The sequence below is a fragment of the Photorhabdus noenieputensis genome (genome assembly GCF_018448935.1).
GTDB lineage: Bacteria > Pseudomonadota > Gammaproteobacteria > Enterobacterales > Enterobacteriaceae > Photorhabdus > Photorhabdus noenieputensis.
Map to the genome: position 1 here is coordinate 1 of NZ_RCWC01000004.1, position 16504 is coordinate 16504.

General features: G+C 41.0%; 10 protein-coding genes and 1 pseudogene. 7 read left to right on the forward strand and 4 right to left on the reverse strand.

Translation table 11 applies throughout. The features are described 5' to 3' along the window. The 4 genes and pseudogenes from EAE91_RS04405 to EAE91_RS25225 form a co-directional block, all read left to right on the forward strand. Positions 1-385, forward strand: a 385-nt coding sequence (locus EAE91_RS04405; protein WP_214087427.1) for an Rpn family recombination-promoting nuclease/putative transposase, incomplete at its 5' end; no start/stop codon positions are given. Between the two features lie 717 nt (positions 386-1102). Then, positions 1103-1294, forward strand: a complete 192-nt coding sequence (locus EAE91_RS04410; RefSeq protein WP_214087428.1) for a hypothetical protein — start codon at positions 1103-1105, stop codon at positions 1292-1294. A gap of 31 nt (positions 1295-1325) precedes the next feature. Beyond that, on the forward strand, positions 1326-2240 hold the full coding sequence (locus tag EAE91_RS04415) for an Rpn family recombination-promoting nuclease/putative transposase (protein ID WP_214087429.1): 915 nt from the start codon (positions 1326-1328) through the stop codon (positions 2238-2240). Positions 2241-3289: 1049 nt separating this feature from the next. Further along, positions 3290-3476: pseudogene (locus tag EAE91_RS25225) on the forward strand (IS30 family transposase); the annotation flags it as partial. A gap of 656 nt (positions 3477-4132) precedes the next feature. Here EAE91_RS25225 and EAE91_RS04420 read toward each other — a convergent pair. Continuing rightward, a complete protein-coding gene (locus EAE91_RS04420) occupies positions 4133-7819 on the reverse strand; it encodes an AAA family ATPase (RefSeq protein ID WP_214087430.1) in 3687 nt (1228 codons plus the stop codon). After that, positions 7816-9051, reverse strand: a complete 1236-nt coding sequence (sbcD, locus tag EAE91_RS04425) for an exonuclease subunit SbcD (RefSeq protein WP_214087431.1) — start codon at positions 9049-9051, stop codon at positions 7816-7818. The genes EAE91_RS04420 and sbcD overlap by 4 nt, the downstream gene beginning before the upstream one ends. A 304-nt stretch (positions 9052-9355) precedes the next feature. On the opposite strand from sbcD, the gene phoB reads away from it, so the two are divergent. The 3 genes from phoB to brnQ all read left to right on the forward strand — a co-directional run bounded on the left by phoB (position 9356) and on the right by brnQ (position 13088). After that, a complete protein-coding gene (gene phoB / locus EAE91_RS04430) occupies positions 9356-10045 on the forward strand; it encodes a phosphate regulon transcriptional regulator PhoB (RefSeq protein ID WP_049582597.1) in 690 nt (229 codons plus the stop codon). Between the two features lie 23 nt (positions 10046-10068). Next, positions 10069-11379 carry a phosphate regulon sensor histidine kinase PhoR gene (gene phoR / locus EAE91_RS04435; RefSeq protein WP_214087432.1) on the forward strand — a complete coding sequence of 437 codons (1311 nt, stop codon included), beginning with the start codon at positions 10069-10071 and terminating at the stop codon, positions 11377-11379. A gap of 377 nt (positions 11380-11756) precedes the next feature. Further along, the gene (brnQ, locus tag EAE91_RS04440) at positions 11757-13088 is read left to right on the forward strand and encodes a branched-chain amino acid transport system II carrier protein (RefSeq protein WP_214087433.1); all 1332 of its coding nucleotides are present in this window, start codon (positions 11757-11759) and stop codon (positions 13086-13088) included. 254 nt (positions 13089-13342) lie between these two features. On the opposite strand, the gene ggt is transcribed toward brnQ, so the two are convergent. Next, positions 13343-15103 carry a gamma-glutamyltransferase gene (ggt, locus tag EAE91_RS04445; RefSeq protein ID WP_214087434.1) on the reverse strand — a complete coding sequence of 587 codons (1761 nt, stop codon included), beginning with the start codon at positions 15101-15103 and terminating at the stop codon, positions 13343-13345. Positions 15104-15448: 345 nt separating this feature from the next. Beyond that, positions 15449-16051, reverse strand: a complete 603-nt coding sequence (locus tag EAE91_RS04450) for a peroxiredoxin C (protein ID WP_214087435.1) — start codon at positions 16049-16051, stop codon at positions 15449-15451. Positions 16052-16504: the final 453 nt, after the last annotated feature.

Here is a 16504-nt window from a genome sequence, read left to right on the forward strand (position 1 = left end):
ACACATACGCTGCCGGGATATGCAGGAATGGGTTCCCCAATTGGTGGAACTCTTGAATACAGGGTATAATACAGCCGAACAGCGCAATGTGGTGTTAAGCTATATCTTACTGAATGGACATACGCTGGATCTCTCACAATTTGTCCATCAACTGATTGAACAATCTCCGGAGCATGAAACGATGTTGATGACTATTGCAGAACAGCTTGAACAAAAAGGGCTTGAGCGAGGTATCAAGCAAGGTAGAGAGGAAGGCATTGAGCTAGGCCGGGAGGAAGGTAAAGTGGAAACGGCTCGCGCCTTATTACGGCATGGCGTGAGTTTGGACATTATTGTCACCAGTACCGGACTGAGCCGGGATAAAATTGAAATGTTAAAGCATTAAATTAATCTTCTCTTTTACAGCAAAATGCCGATATTCGAGATCGGCATTTTTGTTCTTATTCAGGATGATGGCTATACGAGGGACTTTTACGTTTGCCCGGCGAAGCTGAAACTGGTCATACTGAAGCAACTTTATAGAGGACGAAATGACACCCTAATAACATGGGGAGCGCGATTAGGTGAGTTGTCTGTGGAAACAAATACCTGTTCTGTTGTAGTAGTTATTATTCCTATTGCATATTCCTTATTACCTGTGAAATTAATCTATAAGTTGTTTATGTTTATGAAAAGATATAAGAAACTTATAGATTAATATTTTATTCATCATATGAATTCAAAGGAAATTAGTTAGCTCAGGATTGAAAAAAACAGATGCATTCATTAATGCCAGATTTTAAAAAAATACAGAGTGGTTAAAAACGGCTGACTCTCTGTCATATTTAATACATTTATCGGCAATGTTATCCTCCGATTATTTTACGTTTACCTAACCTGATACAACTATTTAAAAGTGATAATACGGAGCTATTAAATCTTTTATATAACTAATAGGTGGGTGTTGAAAATATTTTCCGTTGTTATTTTATGAAGAAAGCTATAAAAATGACGTAATAAAAAATTAGGTAAAATGTTTAATTTTGTAGGATTTGAAATCTGAAAAATGAGTTGATTATCCGGAAAAACATAAAGGGGTATCTTTATATTATCAAGATGTTTATTGGCTGATTTATCAAGAAAAATAAAGAGTGGTGATTTATTAAAATCACTCAAAATTGCCAGTAAAACAGAGCTGGTATTTGATTCGTTAGGCTCTTATATTAATGCATTCGGTAAAGACTTGCCTGAGAAAATCTGGGAAAATGTTTTTTGTAACTTGGTAGAAATACTATACCTTGACAATGAGTGGTAATGACTAACTGATAAAGACAGAGAAACAGATTGTGGCAAAGAAAGAAAAACGGCCTCACCATGACGAATTATTTAAGTATTTTTTAACGCAGCCTGAAACGGCTAGGGAATTCTTATCCCTTTATCTGCCGGAAGAAATCCAGTTGTTGTGTGATTTAGCCACATTGAAACTGGAACCCGGCAGTTTTGTGGATTGGCATTTACGTCAACTGCACAGTGATGTGCTGTACTCGGTTGAAACGGCCCGGGGGCAGGGCTATATCTATTGCCTGATTGAACATCAATCCACTCCTGACCCGTTGATGGCCTGGCGGTTGATGTATTATGCCATGTTAGCTATGGCGGCTCACCTGAAAAAAGGCCATACTGAACTCCCTTTGGTGGCACCTCTGTTGTTTTATCATGGTGAGATTCGGCCGTATCCTTACTCAAACCGGTGGCTGGATTGTTTTACACTCCCCGAACAGGCGGCTCGTTTATACCACCAGGCGTTTTCGTTGGTGGACGTCAGTGTACTCAGTGATGAAGAGATCCTGACACATAAAGGGGTTGCCCTGATGGAAATGGTGCAAAAACACATACGCTGCCGGGATATGCAGGAATGGGTTCCCCAATTGGTGGAACTCTTGAATACAGGGTATAATACAGCCGAACAGCGCAATGTGGTGTTAAGCTATATCTTACTGAATGGACATACGCTGAATATCTCACAATTTGTCCATCAACTGATTGAACAATCTCCGGAGCATAAAACGATGTTGATGACTATTGCAGAACAGCTTGAACAAAAAGGGCGCGAACAAGGCCGAGTCGAGGGGCGGGCTGAAGGTAGAGAAGAAGGTAAACTGGAAACGGCTTGTGCCTTGTTACGGCATGGCGTGAGTTTGGACATTATTGTCACCAGTACCGGCTTGAGCCGGGATAAAATTGAAGCGTTAAAGCATTAAATTATTCTCCTCTTTCACAGCAAAATGCCGATGTTCAAGATCGGCATTTTTGTTCTTATTCAGGATGATGGCTATACGAGGGACTTTTACGTTTGCCCGGCGAAGCTGAAACTGGTCATACTGAAGCAACTTTATAGAGGACGAAATGACACCCTAATAACATGGGGAGCGCGATTAGGTGAGTTGTCTGTGGAAACAAATACCCGTTCTGTTGTAGTAGTTATTATTCCTATTGCATGTTCCTTATTACCTGTGAAATTAATCTATAAGTTGTTTATGTTTATGAAAAGATATAAGAAACTTATACCTTAATATTTTATTCATTATATGAATTCAAAGGAAATTAGTTAGCTCAGGATTGAAAAAAACAGATGCATTCATTAATGCCAGATTTTAAAAAAATACAGAGTGGTTAAAAACGGCTGACTCTCTGTCATATTTAATACATTTATCTGCGATACTATCCTTCGATTATTTTACGTTTACCTAATCTGATACAACGATTTAAAAGTGATAATACGGAGCTATTAAAGCTTTTATATAACTAATAGGTGGGTGTTGAAAAGATTTTCCGTTGTTATTTTACGAAGAAAGCTATAAAAATGACGTAATAAAAAATTAGGTGAAATGTTTAATTTTGTAGGATTTAAAATCTGAAAAATGAGTTGATTATCCGAAAAAACATAAAGGGGTGTCTTTGGATATTTACCGGCTGATTTATCGAGAAGAATAAAATATAGAGACTTATTAAAACCATTTAAGATTGTCGGTAAAACAGAGTTAGTATTAATGCATATGCGTAAATAATGAATAAAAAAGAATGAATAATCAACCGAATAAGTGATTATTCTGATTAGTAAAGATGGAGGGGTATGATTAAACTTATATAGAAAGCAGACGTCGAAAGTGGTAAAAATACCGATTAAAATTTTATACCGCTTAAAATCCGATGTTAAAAAAATGTGTTTTAATAACAGTTTAAACCCTGCCAATTATAAAACCATCAGTGAAAAAATTTGACTATTTTAATGTTTATATAATCAGAGGAAATAAATAACAATATGAATAGATTAATCAGGTAATCTGTTTTCTTAAAGGGACTGGCTTTAATAACGTTTCAGCTAAGGAAATAAATTTGTGGCAAACCGATTAAATCATTATCCCCGAAAAACACGGGGTGGGAAAACACCGGATGAATTATTTAAGGAAGTACGGGTATGTTTACTTCCAGATTAACGATGTTGTACTTATTGTGTGAATCTACCTATTGCATTTGTTATGTAAAATCGTAATGTTTTAAATACGCCAATTTAATTCATGGGTATTTTTATGCCTTTAATGTGATCTCATGCTAAAATCAATTGGTATTGTTATTTTTATAAGCTGTTTTTGCTTTTGGTTTACGCTTAAATACCCGATTAACCATTATCGTCTTTCTGGATGATTAATCTACCAGACCTTTTACCATAGATGGTGAAAGTAAGGCGTTATTAGAGAAAGTCAATCAATAGATTTTATATGATGAAAGAAACTTTATTTTTTAAAAGGGGTTGTCAACGGCTTATGAGTTATTAACCTGTTAAACCCATCGTCTTTAACAAAACCTGCGGATTTCTCCCTCCTGAATGCTAATTATGAGTAAAACGCGTTTTTAACATTAGGGGAAAGAAGGATAGCAAACAGCTCTAAGCGTTGCCATTTTCGTTGGGCGTTTTTGCTTCTTGATGTATGTTGGCGAGAGTAAGTGACGCAGTACATTCAAAACCAGCAAGTAATGCCTTGTCGAAATTTCCTTCCCGCCTTAATGTTGGCGTGGCGGGAGTACCTTTCGAGGAAAAAATGGCGGTATTCAATATTCAATTTACTTTGGAAATATTATTTATTGCTTTCCGCTATTGTTTATTATAACGAAACTCTGGTGAGAGTTTACTTATCCCAAGCCCATTAATTTTTTTAACCTTAATCTGTACAGGTATCCGTTCTTTCATGGCTTCAATGTGGCTGATAACACCAATGGTTTTACCGGAAGCATTTAAATGATCCAGCGCGTCAAGGGCGATATCAAGGGTTTCTTGATCAAGTGTGCCGAAGCCTTCATCCAGGAATAGTGAGTCGATACTGGTTTTATTGCTGACTAAATCAGATAGTGCTAAAGCCAGAGCAAGGCTGACCAGAAAACTTTCACCACCAGAAAGCGTTTTGGTATCGCGAATAGCATCGGCTTGCCAGGTATCAACTACTTGCAGTTCAAGGCCATCACTGTTTTTACGTTGTAAATCGTAGCGTCCGTGTAATTTTTTCAGCCGTTGATTGGCGAGATGAACCAAATGATCCAGTGTTAATCCTTGAGCAAAGCGACGGAATTTAGCGCCATCAGCCGAACCAATCAGGTTATTAAGATAACTCCAGTCATCATAATTTTGTTGGCAATGACTAACCTCTTCCAATAAGGATTTTTGCTGTTGACGACGTATTGCATCATTACCGAGCAGGTTTTTCAGTTCTCCTTGTTGTAAGGTGTTTCTTTTTAGCTCATCAGTCATGTTTTCCAACTGTTCGGTTAGTTGTGATTTTGTATATTGCTTAAGTAACTCAGGGCGATTTTTTCGGTGTTGTTGCAGGGCTTCCGCCGCTTTCTGGCATAGGACGTTGGCTTGTATCTGCTGTTGTTCAAGCTGTTCTTTGAGTTGTCGCAATTCTTTACGTTGCTCTTGCGATAACAGGGCCGCTTCAAGGGCATGTTGATCGGTAAATGGGCTTTTAGCTAATGCAACATTGAAGTTCTGTTCTGCCTGCTGTTTTTGTTGTTCAGACTGGTGACAATTTTTTTCTGTCTCATGAATGGCACCGGTTAGTTGGTTGATGCTGGATTGCGCTTGTTGCAGATGTGACAATGCCTGTTTGTGCATTTCCTCAAGCTTTTGAGATTGTTGTTGTAATGCCTGAGTGATTGCCGTAACGGATTGTTCACCAAAGAGTTGTTGGCGTTGTTGTTGTGCTTCTGCGAGTTGCTGTTTCTGTTGCTGTGCTGTTTGATTAAGTCCATTTAAACGGCATACATATTCTTCTTTCTGTTTATGCAGTGATTCAATCTGATTTTGGATAACCGCTTCTTCTTTTTGGATCTGCTGCCAATTTTCATGACAATTTTGATATACCTGCCACTCTTTTCTACGTTGTTGCAGCCAGTTTTCACTCTCATTCAGCATTGGCAGTAATAAATCGTATTGCTGTAATTCTGACGTCATTTTTTCGATGACATCCGTTAGCTTACGCTGCTGCTGTTGTATCTCTGGTTGTCGTTCAGATAAGAGTTTTTTCTGTGTATTGTATTGATGCTTACTCAGTTCAATATTTCGCTCGATTTCTTTAATGTGTTCTTGATGAGCGGCCACTGTTTTTTCTGTTTTCTGGTACGTTTTTTCTGCTAGTTCAAGTTCGGTTAATTGAGTCTGGCAAAGCTGGTGAGCAGATTGGTTTTGTTGCACAAATAGTTCAAGAGCGGGTTTATCTGAAAGAGAAATGTTGATCTGTAATATTGCGCAAGTTTCCTGCCATTGTTGAGTTAATATATTCAATCGTGGTTCAGCATCAGCAATTTCTTGCAAAATATGGTCGTATTGTTGCTGTTGGAACTCTTTTTTATTGATCAATGATATTTTGGTGGCTTGTAATTCGTCGAATTGCAGACGTAAATCTTTTAACCGTTGTTCTGATTTTGGCAGTTCAATATCTTGATAAGCTTGAATTGCAGGATGATGTTCAGAACCGCACAATGGGCAAGGGGAGCCTTCCTTGAGTTGTGCCCGCTCTTTTTCCAGACTAACAATCTTTTGTTCTAACTGAATACGTTGAGTAAGATCGGCTAAATGCTGCTGTTTGTCTGAGAGTTGTTTATCGATGGATTCAATTTGAACAGGAAGTTCCTTTAATAATTTTTCCGGTTGTTGTAAGCGAATATGATGACTGGCAATAGCGGCTTGTAATTGCAAGATTTGCGGTGACAGGATTTCCAGTTTATGTTGCAGCGGTAGCTGTTCCTGATATTGAGTTAATTGTTTTTTTAATTTCTCCGGCGAATATTGCTTTTGCAGGGTAAAAAATTGTTGCTTGGCTTGCTCAAATGCCAGTTCCAGCGGTTGGTTATTTTCAATCTGTTGTTTTAAGTCTTCTCCTTGTTTGTGCAGATTATTATTAAGTTGCGCGATTTCGGTGGTGAGCTCGCTAACTTTTTGCATTTGATGATCAATTTGTTGCTGCTGTTCTTGCCACCAAGAGAATTGGTGTTGCCAAAAAGCCAGCTTTTCACCGAAATATTGATGATAAGGTTGTTGTTCGAAATAGTTTTCCAGTTGTTTTCTTTGATTGGTGAATGACAGGGCGCGCTGATTTGCTGTGTCATATTGCTGACAACGGTTTTCAAGTGCGGTTTTCTGTTCGTTGATTTGTTGCTGAGTAAGATTAAGCTCTTTAGTCTGCACTGCAATTTGATGATCTAATGGAATCACCTGTTCTGCTATTAGCTTTTCTTGTTGTTGCCGGTGTTGTTGGTGTGCGGTTCTGGCAGAATCTGCATGAGTCACGTTTTGCTGTATCGGCGTGAGCGTCTGTTGTTGTTGATGAAGTTGCTGACGCATCTCTGCCAACTGTTTGCTGATTCTCTGATGTTCATATTGCGTTCGGTTTTTATCATCCAGCAAGGGACGCACTGTTTCTGCGGGTTCACTGCTAGCCAGTTTTTGCAGTTGCGGCTCTGCATGAATCAGCGCTTTTTCTGCCTGCTGTAGGGAAGCGTTGTTTTCAGTAACAAGTTGCTCAAGTTCCTCTTCACGTGTCAGCCATTGTGCCGAATGTTGCAGTGTTTTTATCTGCTGATTGAGCTGTGATTCAGCATGAGTGAGTTGTTGCTGTTGTTCCAGATATTGTTGATGTTGCTCTGCGGTTAGTAAATCAATGGCGGATGCTTTGGCTTGCAGAATATCCAGCTCTGACTGTGCCTGTTTATGTTGTTGGTAAATTTGTTGGGATAAGATGCCGTAAATTTCAGTACCGGTTAATTCTTCTAGTAAATCGGCCCGTTCGTTTGGCTGAGCATTGAGGAAGGCAGCGAAATCTCCTTGGGATAGCAACATGGATTTGGTAAAACGGCCGTAATCTAATCCAGTAATTTCAATGACTTTCTCTTTCTTATCCAGGGGCTTGTCTGCCAGAATTTTGCCGCTGTGACTGAGTGCGAGCTCCGCTTTAGGGGGTTGCAGGTTGCCATTTGGTTGATTACGTGCTCGCCGTTGACTCCAGAAAGCACGGTAAGCGACGCCTTTCACTTCAAACTCAACTTCGGCTAGTGATTCTGCGGTGTGTCGGGTCATCAGCTCATTTTGTAAGGTAGAAATCTTCAAGCGTGGAGTTTCATGATAAAGCGCAAGGCAGATCGCATCCAATAAGGTAGTTTTACCCGCACCGGTCGGGCCGGTTATGGCAAACAGACCACTGCTGGCAAATGGCTCTGCTGTGAAATCAATTTTCCATTCACCTTGTAATGAATTAATGTTTTTTAGCCGTAGACTCAAAATTTTCATGCCTGCTCCTCCTTGTGTTTAGCCTGATAGATATCGTTCAGTGTTTGCTCGAAAAGAGTGGTCAGACGTTTTTTATGTTCTTCATTTTCCAGTGCTGATTGGGCAAGTCGTCGGGCAAAAACCTCGTTGACGCTAAGTTCTGTCAGGGTTTCTCGGTTTTCTTGCGCTAGCTTATTTTGCTGCTGTGTTTTACTGCGCCGTAGCAGAATGACTTCGACCGGAAGATCTGCAACCATTGATTGGACCCTTTTCTGGATATCATGGAGGTAATCTTGGGTGGCAACTTCAATATCCAACCAGACGGGCTGATCTCCTTGATAGTTTTTAAAAGTTTGTAACTGTTGCTCAATCTGTTGCAGGTTGCCTTTGATAAGTTGCATGGGCTGATATTGCGGAATGGGTAAAAGCTTAATGGATGCCAGTTTGTCTTGGGTAAATTCCACCAAACAGACGCTTTTCTCTTGCCCGATTTCATCGAAACTAAGAGGAATAGGGGAGCCGCTGTAGCGAATATGTTCAGATTTAGCCACGATTTGTGGCCGGTGAATATGCCCAAGCGCAATATAGTCTACCGGCGGGAAAGCTTGCGCCGGGAAGGCATCCAAGGTACCAATATAAATATCCCGCACTGAATCTGTAACCGTGGCACCAACGGTCGTTAGGTGTCCGGTAGCAATGATAGGTAAGGGCAAATTCAATTCATCACGTAATTCACACGCTTGTTGATAGAGTCGATAATAATGTTCTGCAATGGCTTCTTGTAATACGAGTTGTTTTTGTTCTCCTGACTGACCAGCCTGGCTGAGCATAATATCTCTTGGCCGCAGAAAAGGGATTGCACAAAGAATTGCACCGGCGTTGCCTTGTTGGGTGGTGAGTACTTTTATCTGTTTTTGTGGATCTTTTTCTGCGTGAGCAATAACGGTGGTATTCAGGCAGGAAAGGAGTGCTTTTGATTCATTTAATGTTGCTACTGAATCATGGTTGCCGCCAAGGATAATTAACTGACAACCGGTAGGTTGTAGTTCAACGATAAAACGATTATATAGCTCACGGGCGTAGCTAGGCGGTGAGCCGGTATCAAATACATCTCCGGCAACAATTAATGCATCGGCTTGGTGATGTTCGATCTGTTTAATCAGCCAACGCAGAAAATGTTGATGTTCAGCAGCCCGGCTTTTGGTAAAAAAATATTGGCCGAGATGCCAGTCCGAAGTGTGAATAATACGCATGGTTTCGCCGTCATTGGTTAAAGTGAAGCATGATTATAATAGCTCTATTCTGAATGTCGCTTTTAAATTCGATCTCTTGAATATATCTCCGAGCGGCTTCGCATTCATTATGAAATATGACAATTGTTAAATTAATTATTGCGAAATAGATTGCAGATAGAGGATAACCAAGGCAGGATTTCATAAATTTGTCATAAAACTGACGCATAATGCTTTTTCAAATTAGTCTGTTATCAGGTGCGCCGTAAAACCTCGTTCTTTAGGGCGTAGTGGATGTCAACTCAATATATTAACGGGATTAATCATGGCAAGACGCATTCTGGTAGTTGAAGATGAAGCTCCGATTCGTGAGATGGTCTGTTTTGTTCTGGAAAAAAACGGGTATCAGCCGATAGAAGCCGAGGATTATGATTCTGCGTTGGCATGTTTATCTGAGCCATATCCTGATTTAGTGTTATTGGATTGGATGCTCCCCGGCGGCTCGGGTTTGCAGATAATTAAGCAGATGAAACGGAATAATAATATTCGTGATATTCCGGTGATGATGCTAACGGCCCGTGGTGAAGAGGAAGATCGGGTACGTGGCCTCGAAGTTGGGGCAGATGACTATATCACCAAGCCTTTCTCTCCTAAAGAGCTGGTTGCCAGAGTTAAAGCTGTATTACGGCGTATTTCACCGATGGTTATGGAAGATATTATCGAAATGAATGGCTTAGTTTTGGATTCAACGTCCCATCGGGTGACTAGCCAGGATAAAGCACTGGATATGGGGCCGACGGAATTTAAATTATTGCACTTCTTTATGACTCATCCTGAACGGGTCTATAGCCGTGAACAGTTGCTTAATTATGTTTGGGGAGCAAACGTTTACGTTGAAGATAGAACTGTTGATGTTCATATTCGCCGTTTACGTAAAGTATTAGAGATTGGCGGCCATGATAAAATGGTGCAGACCGTTCGTGGTACAGGTTACCGTTTTTCTACCCGTTACTAAGTCCACGCACCGGAGAATCTAACGTGTTAGAACGTTTATCTTGGAAGAAGCTGGTTTCAGAACTGTTTCTCTTTTGTTTGCCTGCGTTAATTTTGTCGATATTTGTTGGTCATTTATCTTGGTGTTTATTTGTTTCGGTGTTTTTTGCGCTGATATGGCATGGTTATAATCTGCTGAAACTGTCCAATTGGCTATGGTTGGATCGCAGTATGTTGCCGCCGTCGGGGAGAGGAGGGTGGGAGCCAATTTTCTATGGTATTCACCAGATGCAGCAACGGAATCGAAAACGGAGCCGTGAACTGGCGCTGTTGATCAAACGGTTTCGGAGCGGAGCGGAATCATTGCCCGATGCCATTGTGATGATGACAACAGAAGGTAATATTTTCTGGTGTAACCGTTTGGCGCAACATTTACTCGGTTTTCGTTGGCCTGAAGACAATGGACAGCATATTTTTAATTTACTCCGCTACCCTGATTTTAGCCGATATATCCTTTCCAGAGATTTTTCACGTCCTTTGTCCATTGAATTAAATAATGGTTTTACCGTTGAGTTCCGGGTGATGCCTTACACTGAGGGTCAATTCTTAATGGTTGCCAGAGATGTGACTCAAAAGCGAACACTGGAAAATGCCCGTCGTGACTTTTTTGCCAATGTCAGTCATGAAATGCGTACTCCTTTAACCGTCTTGCAGGGTTATTTGGAAATGATGCAGGATCAGGCAGAGGATAATCCGCTAAATAAGAAAGCGCTGCATACGATGCAGGAGCAAACCCGAAGACTGGACAGTTTGGTGAAACAATTGTTGCAACTGTCTAAAATTGAAGTTGCTCCCCAGATTGATATGAATGAAGTGGTTGATGTGCCTTTGATGCTTAAAGTATTGCGTCAGGAAGCCACAGCACTGGGTAATGAATGTTATAAGATTAATTTTGATATTAGTGAAGGACTTAAAGTGTTCGGCAATGAAGAGCAGCTTCGCAGTGCAATGTCGAATTTGGTTTATAACGCGGTTAATCATACCCCGAAAGGGACCCAGATTGATGTCAGTTGGAAAAAGAGTTCCCACGGCGCTGAATTTACCGTGAAAGATAATGGGCAAGGCATCAGTGCTGAACATCTACCTCGTTTGACCGAACGTTTTTATCGGGTGGATAAAGCGCGTTCCAGACAAACTGGAGGAAGTGGTCTCGGTCTTGCGATTGTGAAACATGCTTTACATCATCACCATTCTCATCTTGAAATTTCCAGCGAAATAGGGAAAGGGACGATCTTTAGTTTTACTTTACCGACGGGATTGATGGTACCTGTGAAAATAACCAGCAAACAGAGATAGGAATAGTTTGATTAACAGTAATAATTGATCTTCGCAATTGATTATTATTTTTTCAGGTTAAAAAAAACGCAAATCATATAGTGTCTATTCAATGATAGCTAACAGCAATCACTGGTTTTGAAAAAGAGTACGGCATATACTTCTGCATTCTGGTTTATCTATTGCCTTCTGGCGCTATAAAAGTTTTACTTGTGGGCAGTTGTTGGCGATTCTATCTATCATAACCACTATAATCTGTCTTCAACAGATACCTGGTGAATATTATTTTGATAATAAATCGTTAAATTAGGGTTCAATATTGTCAATATGGGCTTAGATATTGACAATATTTATATTATTCAGGCCATAAATATGGTAACAAAATATTAATAATCATTATGACACATCGTTTATCATCTAAGGATATTTGGGCATTAGGGTTTATGACTTTTGCTCTGTTTGTGGGGGCGGGAAATATTATTTTTCCCCCTATGGTGGGGTTACAATCAGGTGAATATGTTTGGTTAGCAGCACTAGGCTTTCTAGCGACTGCGGTTGGTTTACCCGTCATTACAATCATCGCATTGGCAAAAGTTGGCGGTGGTATTGAAGAGCTGAGTTCACCTATTGGTAGAGTTGCTGGTTTGCTGTTGGCGACAGTTTGTTATTTGGCTGTTGGTCCTTTATTCGCTATCCCACGGACCGCAACTGTCTCTTTTGAAGTAGGTATTGCCCCGCTTACCAGTACCGGCGAGTTACCCCTGTTTATCTACAGTCTTATCTATTTTGTGCTGGTAATTGCTGTTTCCCTTTACCCAGGCCGTCTGCTCGATACTGTCGGGCATGTGTTGGCACCCATCAAGATGTTAGCGCTAGGTATACTTGGTGTTGCTGCTTTACTTTGGCCAGCCGGTGATTCAATTCCCGCGATTGATGTTTATCAGCAAATCCCATTCTCCAGTGGTTTCGTCAATGGTTATCTGACGATGGATACTCTGGGAGCGATGGTGTTTGGGATTGTTATTGTTAACGCTGCACGTTCAAGAGGCGTTGCCTCATCTTCATTATTAACTCGTTATGCAATGTGGGCTGGTTTTATTGCTGGCTTTGGTCTGATACTGGTTTATCTTTCCTTGTTCAAATTGGGCGCTGGCAGTGGATCGTTAGTGCCTCATGCAGAAAATGGTGCGGTCATTTTGCATGCCTATGTTCATCATACTTTTGGTGGTGTTGGCAGTATTTTCCTGGCTGTGCTGATTTTTGTCGCCTGTATGGTGACTGCGGTTGGATTAACTTGTGCATGTGCTGAGTTTTTCAGCCGTTATTTGCCCCTGTCTTATCGTTCACTGGTTCTGATCCTTGGAGGATTCTCCATGTTGACTTCTAACCTTGGTTTGAGTCATTTGATTAAGATTTCTATACCGGTACTGACAGCTATTTATCCACCTTGTATTGTTCTGATTGTGTTGAGTTTCACGCTGTGCTGGTGGCACAATTTTACCCGCATTTTAGCTCCGGTAATGTTAATTAGTCTGATATTTGGTATTTTGGATGCGATTAAGTCATCCGAAGCATTAGTTTATTTGTTACCAAACTGGGCAACACATTTACCACTGGCGGATCAAGGGTTGGCTTGGTTAGCACCATCCCTGTTGGTTTTAGTTGTAGCTGGTATTTATGACCGTGTTTTAGGGCGTTCTGGTACCCGTGAGACTCAAATGCATCAGTGATGATGTCTGTTTCTCTGACTGTTTGCCATCGTCAAATGTTCAGGGAAAGTATGGGATGGGATTCCTGAAAAAAAGTATCCCATCCCGATATTTCCTGTACAGATTATACCCTCCAGATTTCAAGATGGATCGCGACGGTAAGGGAGCGAATCCCCGGGAGCATAGATAACTATGTGACCGGGGTGAGTGAGTGCAGCCAACAAAGAGGCAACTTGAAAGATAACGGGTATAGCTATTTTTTAATTATTTGGTCATTAGTAACCAATAGCCGCACCGGCCGGGCGTCGGACATCATTGGCACCATAAAAATGGTTTTCACGAACTTTACCTGATACGGCAGCATCATTGCCGGAAGAATTAGCAGCAGCGCCAGCGGTTTTAGGTAAACCAACCATAATCACTTCAGCAGCACCCCACGGTATCTGTTCCACCATCTTGTATCCCATTTTTTCTAGCAAGTTCAACGAGTCTTTAGAAATACCACGTTGCTCATAATAAACTTCATCGGGTAGCCATTGATGATGAATGCGGGGGCTATTAACTGCTTCTTGAGGAGGCATTCCGTGTTCAATGATGTTTAAGGCAGTTTGCAGGGTAATAGAGATAATACGAGAGCCGCCGGGTGAGCCCAGAACAAGGAATATCTTGTTGTCTTTTGTGACCAGTGTTGGGCTCATTGAGGATAGTGGGCGCTTACCAGGAGCAATAGAATTAGTCGCGCCTTGAATGAGACCATAAAGATTCTTTTCGCCAATTTTAGTGGTGAAATCATCCATCTCATCATTGAGGAAGAAACCTGTCCCGGGGGCGATGACGACAGCGCCAAAAAGTCCGTTGATCGTATAGGTGGTTGAAACCGCATTACCTTCTTTATCGACAATAGAGTAGTGCGTGGTTTCCGGTTTCTCATGAGGGCCAATACCGGGCTGAACATTCTCTGATAATGTTGCTTTGCCTGGCTCTATTTTTTTACGTAGAGATTCGGCATAACTCTTACTCAGTAAACGGTCGATGGGATTTTTAACAAATTCTGGATCACCAAGGTAAGTATTTCTGTCCATGTAGGCATGACGCATGGCTTCTGTCAGTGTATGAATATAATTAGCCGAGTTGAATCCCATGTCTTTAAGGTTGTAGCCTTCCAAGATATTCAGAATTTCACACATGGTCACTCCGCCTGAACTCGGTGGTGGTGAAGAGATAAATTTATAACCGCGATAGTGACAGGTGACAGGGGTTGTTTCTGAAATTTTATAGTTGGCAAAATCAGCTTCGGTAATAATGCCGCCGGATTTTTTAGCCGCTTCGGCGATCAGTTTAGGAATATTTCCGTGATAGAAAGCTTCCTGCCCTTTTTTGGCAATTAACTCCAACGTATTTGCCAGATCGGTTTGTATCAGCCTGTCGCCCGGTTGATAAGGAGAGCCATCTTTGCGTAGGAAGATGCGGGCTGCTTCTGGATCTTTGCGGAAGCGTTTGGTTGAGGTATCCAGAATATCAGTGTCTGCACGGGTCAGTATAAAACCTTCTCGTGCCAGCTTAATCGCAGGGGCCATGACTTGTTCACGGCTTAATTTGCCATATTTTTTTAGGGCGCTGTTCAACCCCATCACGGTTCCGGGCACACCGGCAGCACGGTAACCATATAAACTGGCTTCCTTAATAACATTGCCCTCTTTATCCAGATACATATCGGCACTTGCTGCATTTGGCGCGGTTTCGCGGAAGTTAATAAAAGTATTGGTACCATCAGCCAAATGAATTGTCATAAAACCACCACCACCGATATTTCCACAACATGGATTAACAACGGCTTGGGCATAGCCAACGGCAACGGCTGCATCAACTGCGTTTCCACCCATTTTGAGGATATCGACACCAACTTGTGAAGCAAGATGTTGGGCTGAAACGACCATCCCATTTTTAGCTTCAACAGCCGGTTGCGAAGCGGCATAAAGATGGGATGAGATAAGCAAAGATATGATTGCCAGTGGTGTTTTCCATGTTTTCGACATATTTTCGGCTCCTGTCTTTTGGCGAGGTTATTTGTGTCAGTTGTAATAAGCTGTTTTATACCCGTCATCTTTCAAGTTGCCTCTTTGTTGGCTGCACTCACTCATCCCGGTCACATAGTTATCTATGCTCCCGGGGATTCGCTCCCTTGCCGTCGCGATGCATCTTGAAATCCATAAGGTATATTTACACTGATTTTAATGTTAAACAATTGTAAATTTAATTATAAATGGCGATGGTTATCAGGATGAGGGAGTTTTTGTGCGCAAGGTGGCAAAATGAGGAATTTCAGCGATAAAAAACCAGCCGGAATAACCGACTGGTCTGAATATGAATAATATCTAAGGTTATAGTTTACCGGCGTTTTGAGACAAGTACTTAGCTACGCCATCTGGAGAGGCGCTCATACCTTCTTTACCTTTTTCCCACTGTGCAGGGCAGACATCACCGTGCTCTTCGTGGAATTGCAATGCGTCAACCATACGCAGCATTTCGTCAATGTTACGGCCCAGAGGCAGATCGTTAACGACTTGATGACGAACTACGCCGTTTTTGTCGATCAGGAAAGAACCGCGCAGAGCGACACCCGCATCTGGATGCTCAATGCCGTATGCTTTTTGAATGTCACGTTTCGTATCGGCAACCATTGCATATTTAACTTCGCCAATACCACCTTGATCGATAGGAGTTTTACGCCATGCGTTATGGACGAATTCAGAATCAAAAGAAACACCGATAACTTCAACACCGCGTTTTTTGAACTCTTCGTAGCGGTGATCAAATGCGATCAGCTCAGAAGGGCATACGAAAGTAAAGTCCATTGGCCAGAAAAAGATAACCGCAGGTTTACCATTCAGGTGTTTTTTCAGGTTGAAATTCCCAACTATTTCGCCGTTGCCGAGGACCGCTGCTGCTGTAAAGTCAGGGGCTTGACGAGTTACCAGAACCATGAGTTACTCCTGTAGTTTTACGAGGTTTATGTAAAAATTGGATATAGAATAAAGAATTAGCGTACACCAATAAAGGATAAAATACTAATCTTTGCAATAGATTTTACCTATTAATACTTTATTTTTATTTTCTTTACCTTAATAAAATAGGGGATTTTTGCAAAGGTTTATTCGGATTCAAATCAAGAGACTATTTCATTCTTACCTGAGTGTGCCGGTTTCTGTGTCCATCGGTGTTCATCATTATTCTCCAATATAGACAGGCAATTAGGGGTTATTGGAATAAGAGCTTACTGAAATAAGTTAAATAATTATGTTACTTAAACATTTATAAAATTTATATTATTGACTGTTTTGAGCAAAAATTTACATTTACTTAAACTATCAACTTTGATATCTATTGGGGATAAATATAAATTTATATTAACTTTCTAACGTGAAAAACAGAGGCAG

Coding starts and splice junctions, on each gene's coding strand:
- EAE91_RS04450 (WP_214087435.1), bottom strand. CDS start 16,051: ATGGTTCTGGTAACTCGTCAAGCCCCTGACTTTACAGCAGCAGCGGTC.
- brnQ (WP_214087433.1), top strand. CDS start 11,757: ATGACACATCGTTTATCATCTAAGGATATTTGGGCATTAGGGTTTATG.
- ggt (WP_214087434.1), bottom strand. CDS start 15,103: ATGTCGAAAACATGGAAAACACCACTGGCAATCATATCTTTGCTTATC.
- sbcD (WP_214087431.1), bottom strand. CDS start 9,051: ATGCGTATTATTCACACTTCGGACTGGCATCTCGGCCAATATTTTTTT.
- phoB (WP_049582597.1), top strand. CDS start 9,356: ATGGCAAGACGCATTCTGGTAGTTGAAGATGAAGCTCCGATTCGTGAG.
- EAE91_RS04420 (WP_214087430.1), bottom strand. CDS start 7,819: ATGAAAATTTTGAGTCTACGGCTAAAAAACATTAATTCATTACAAGGT.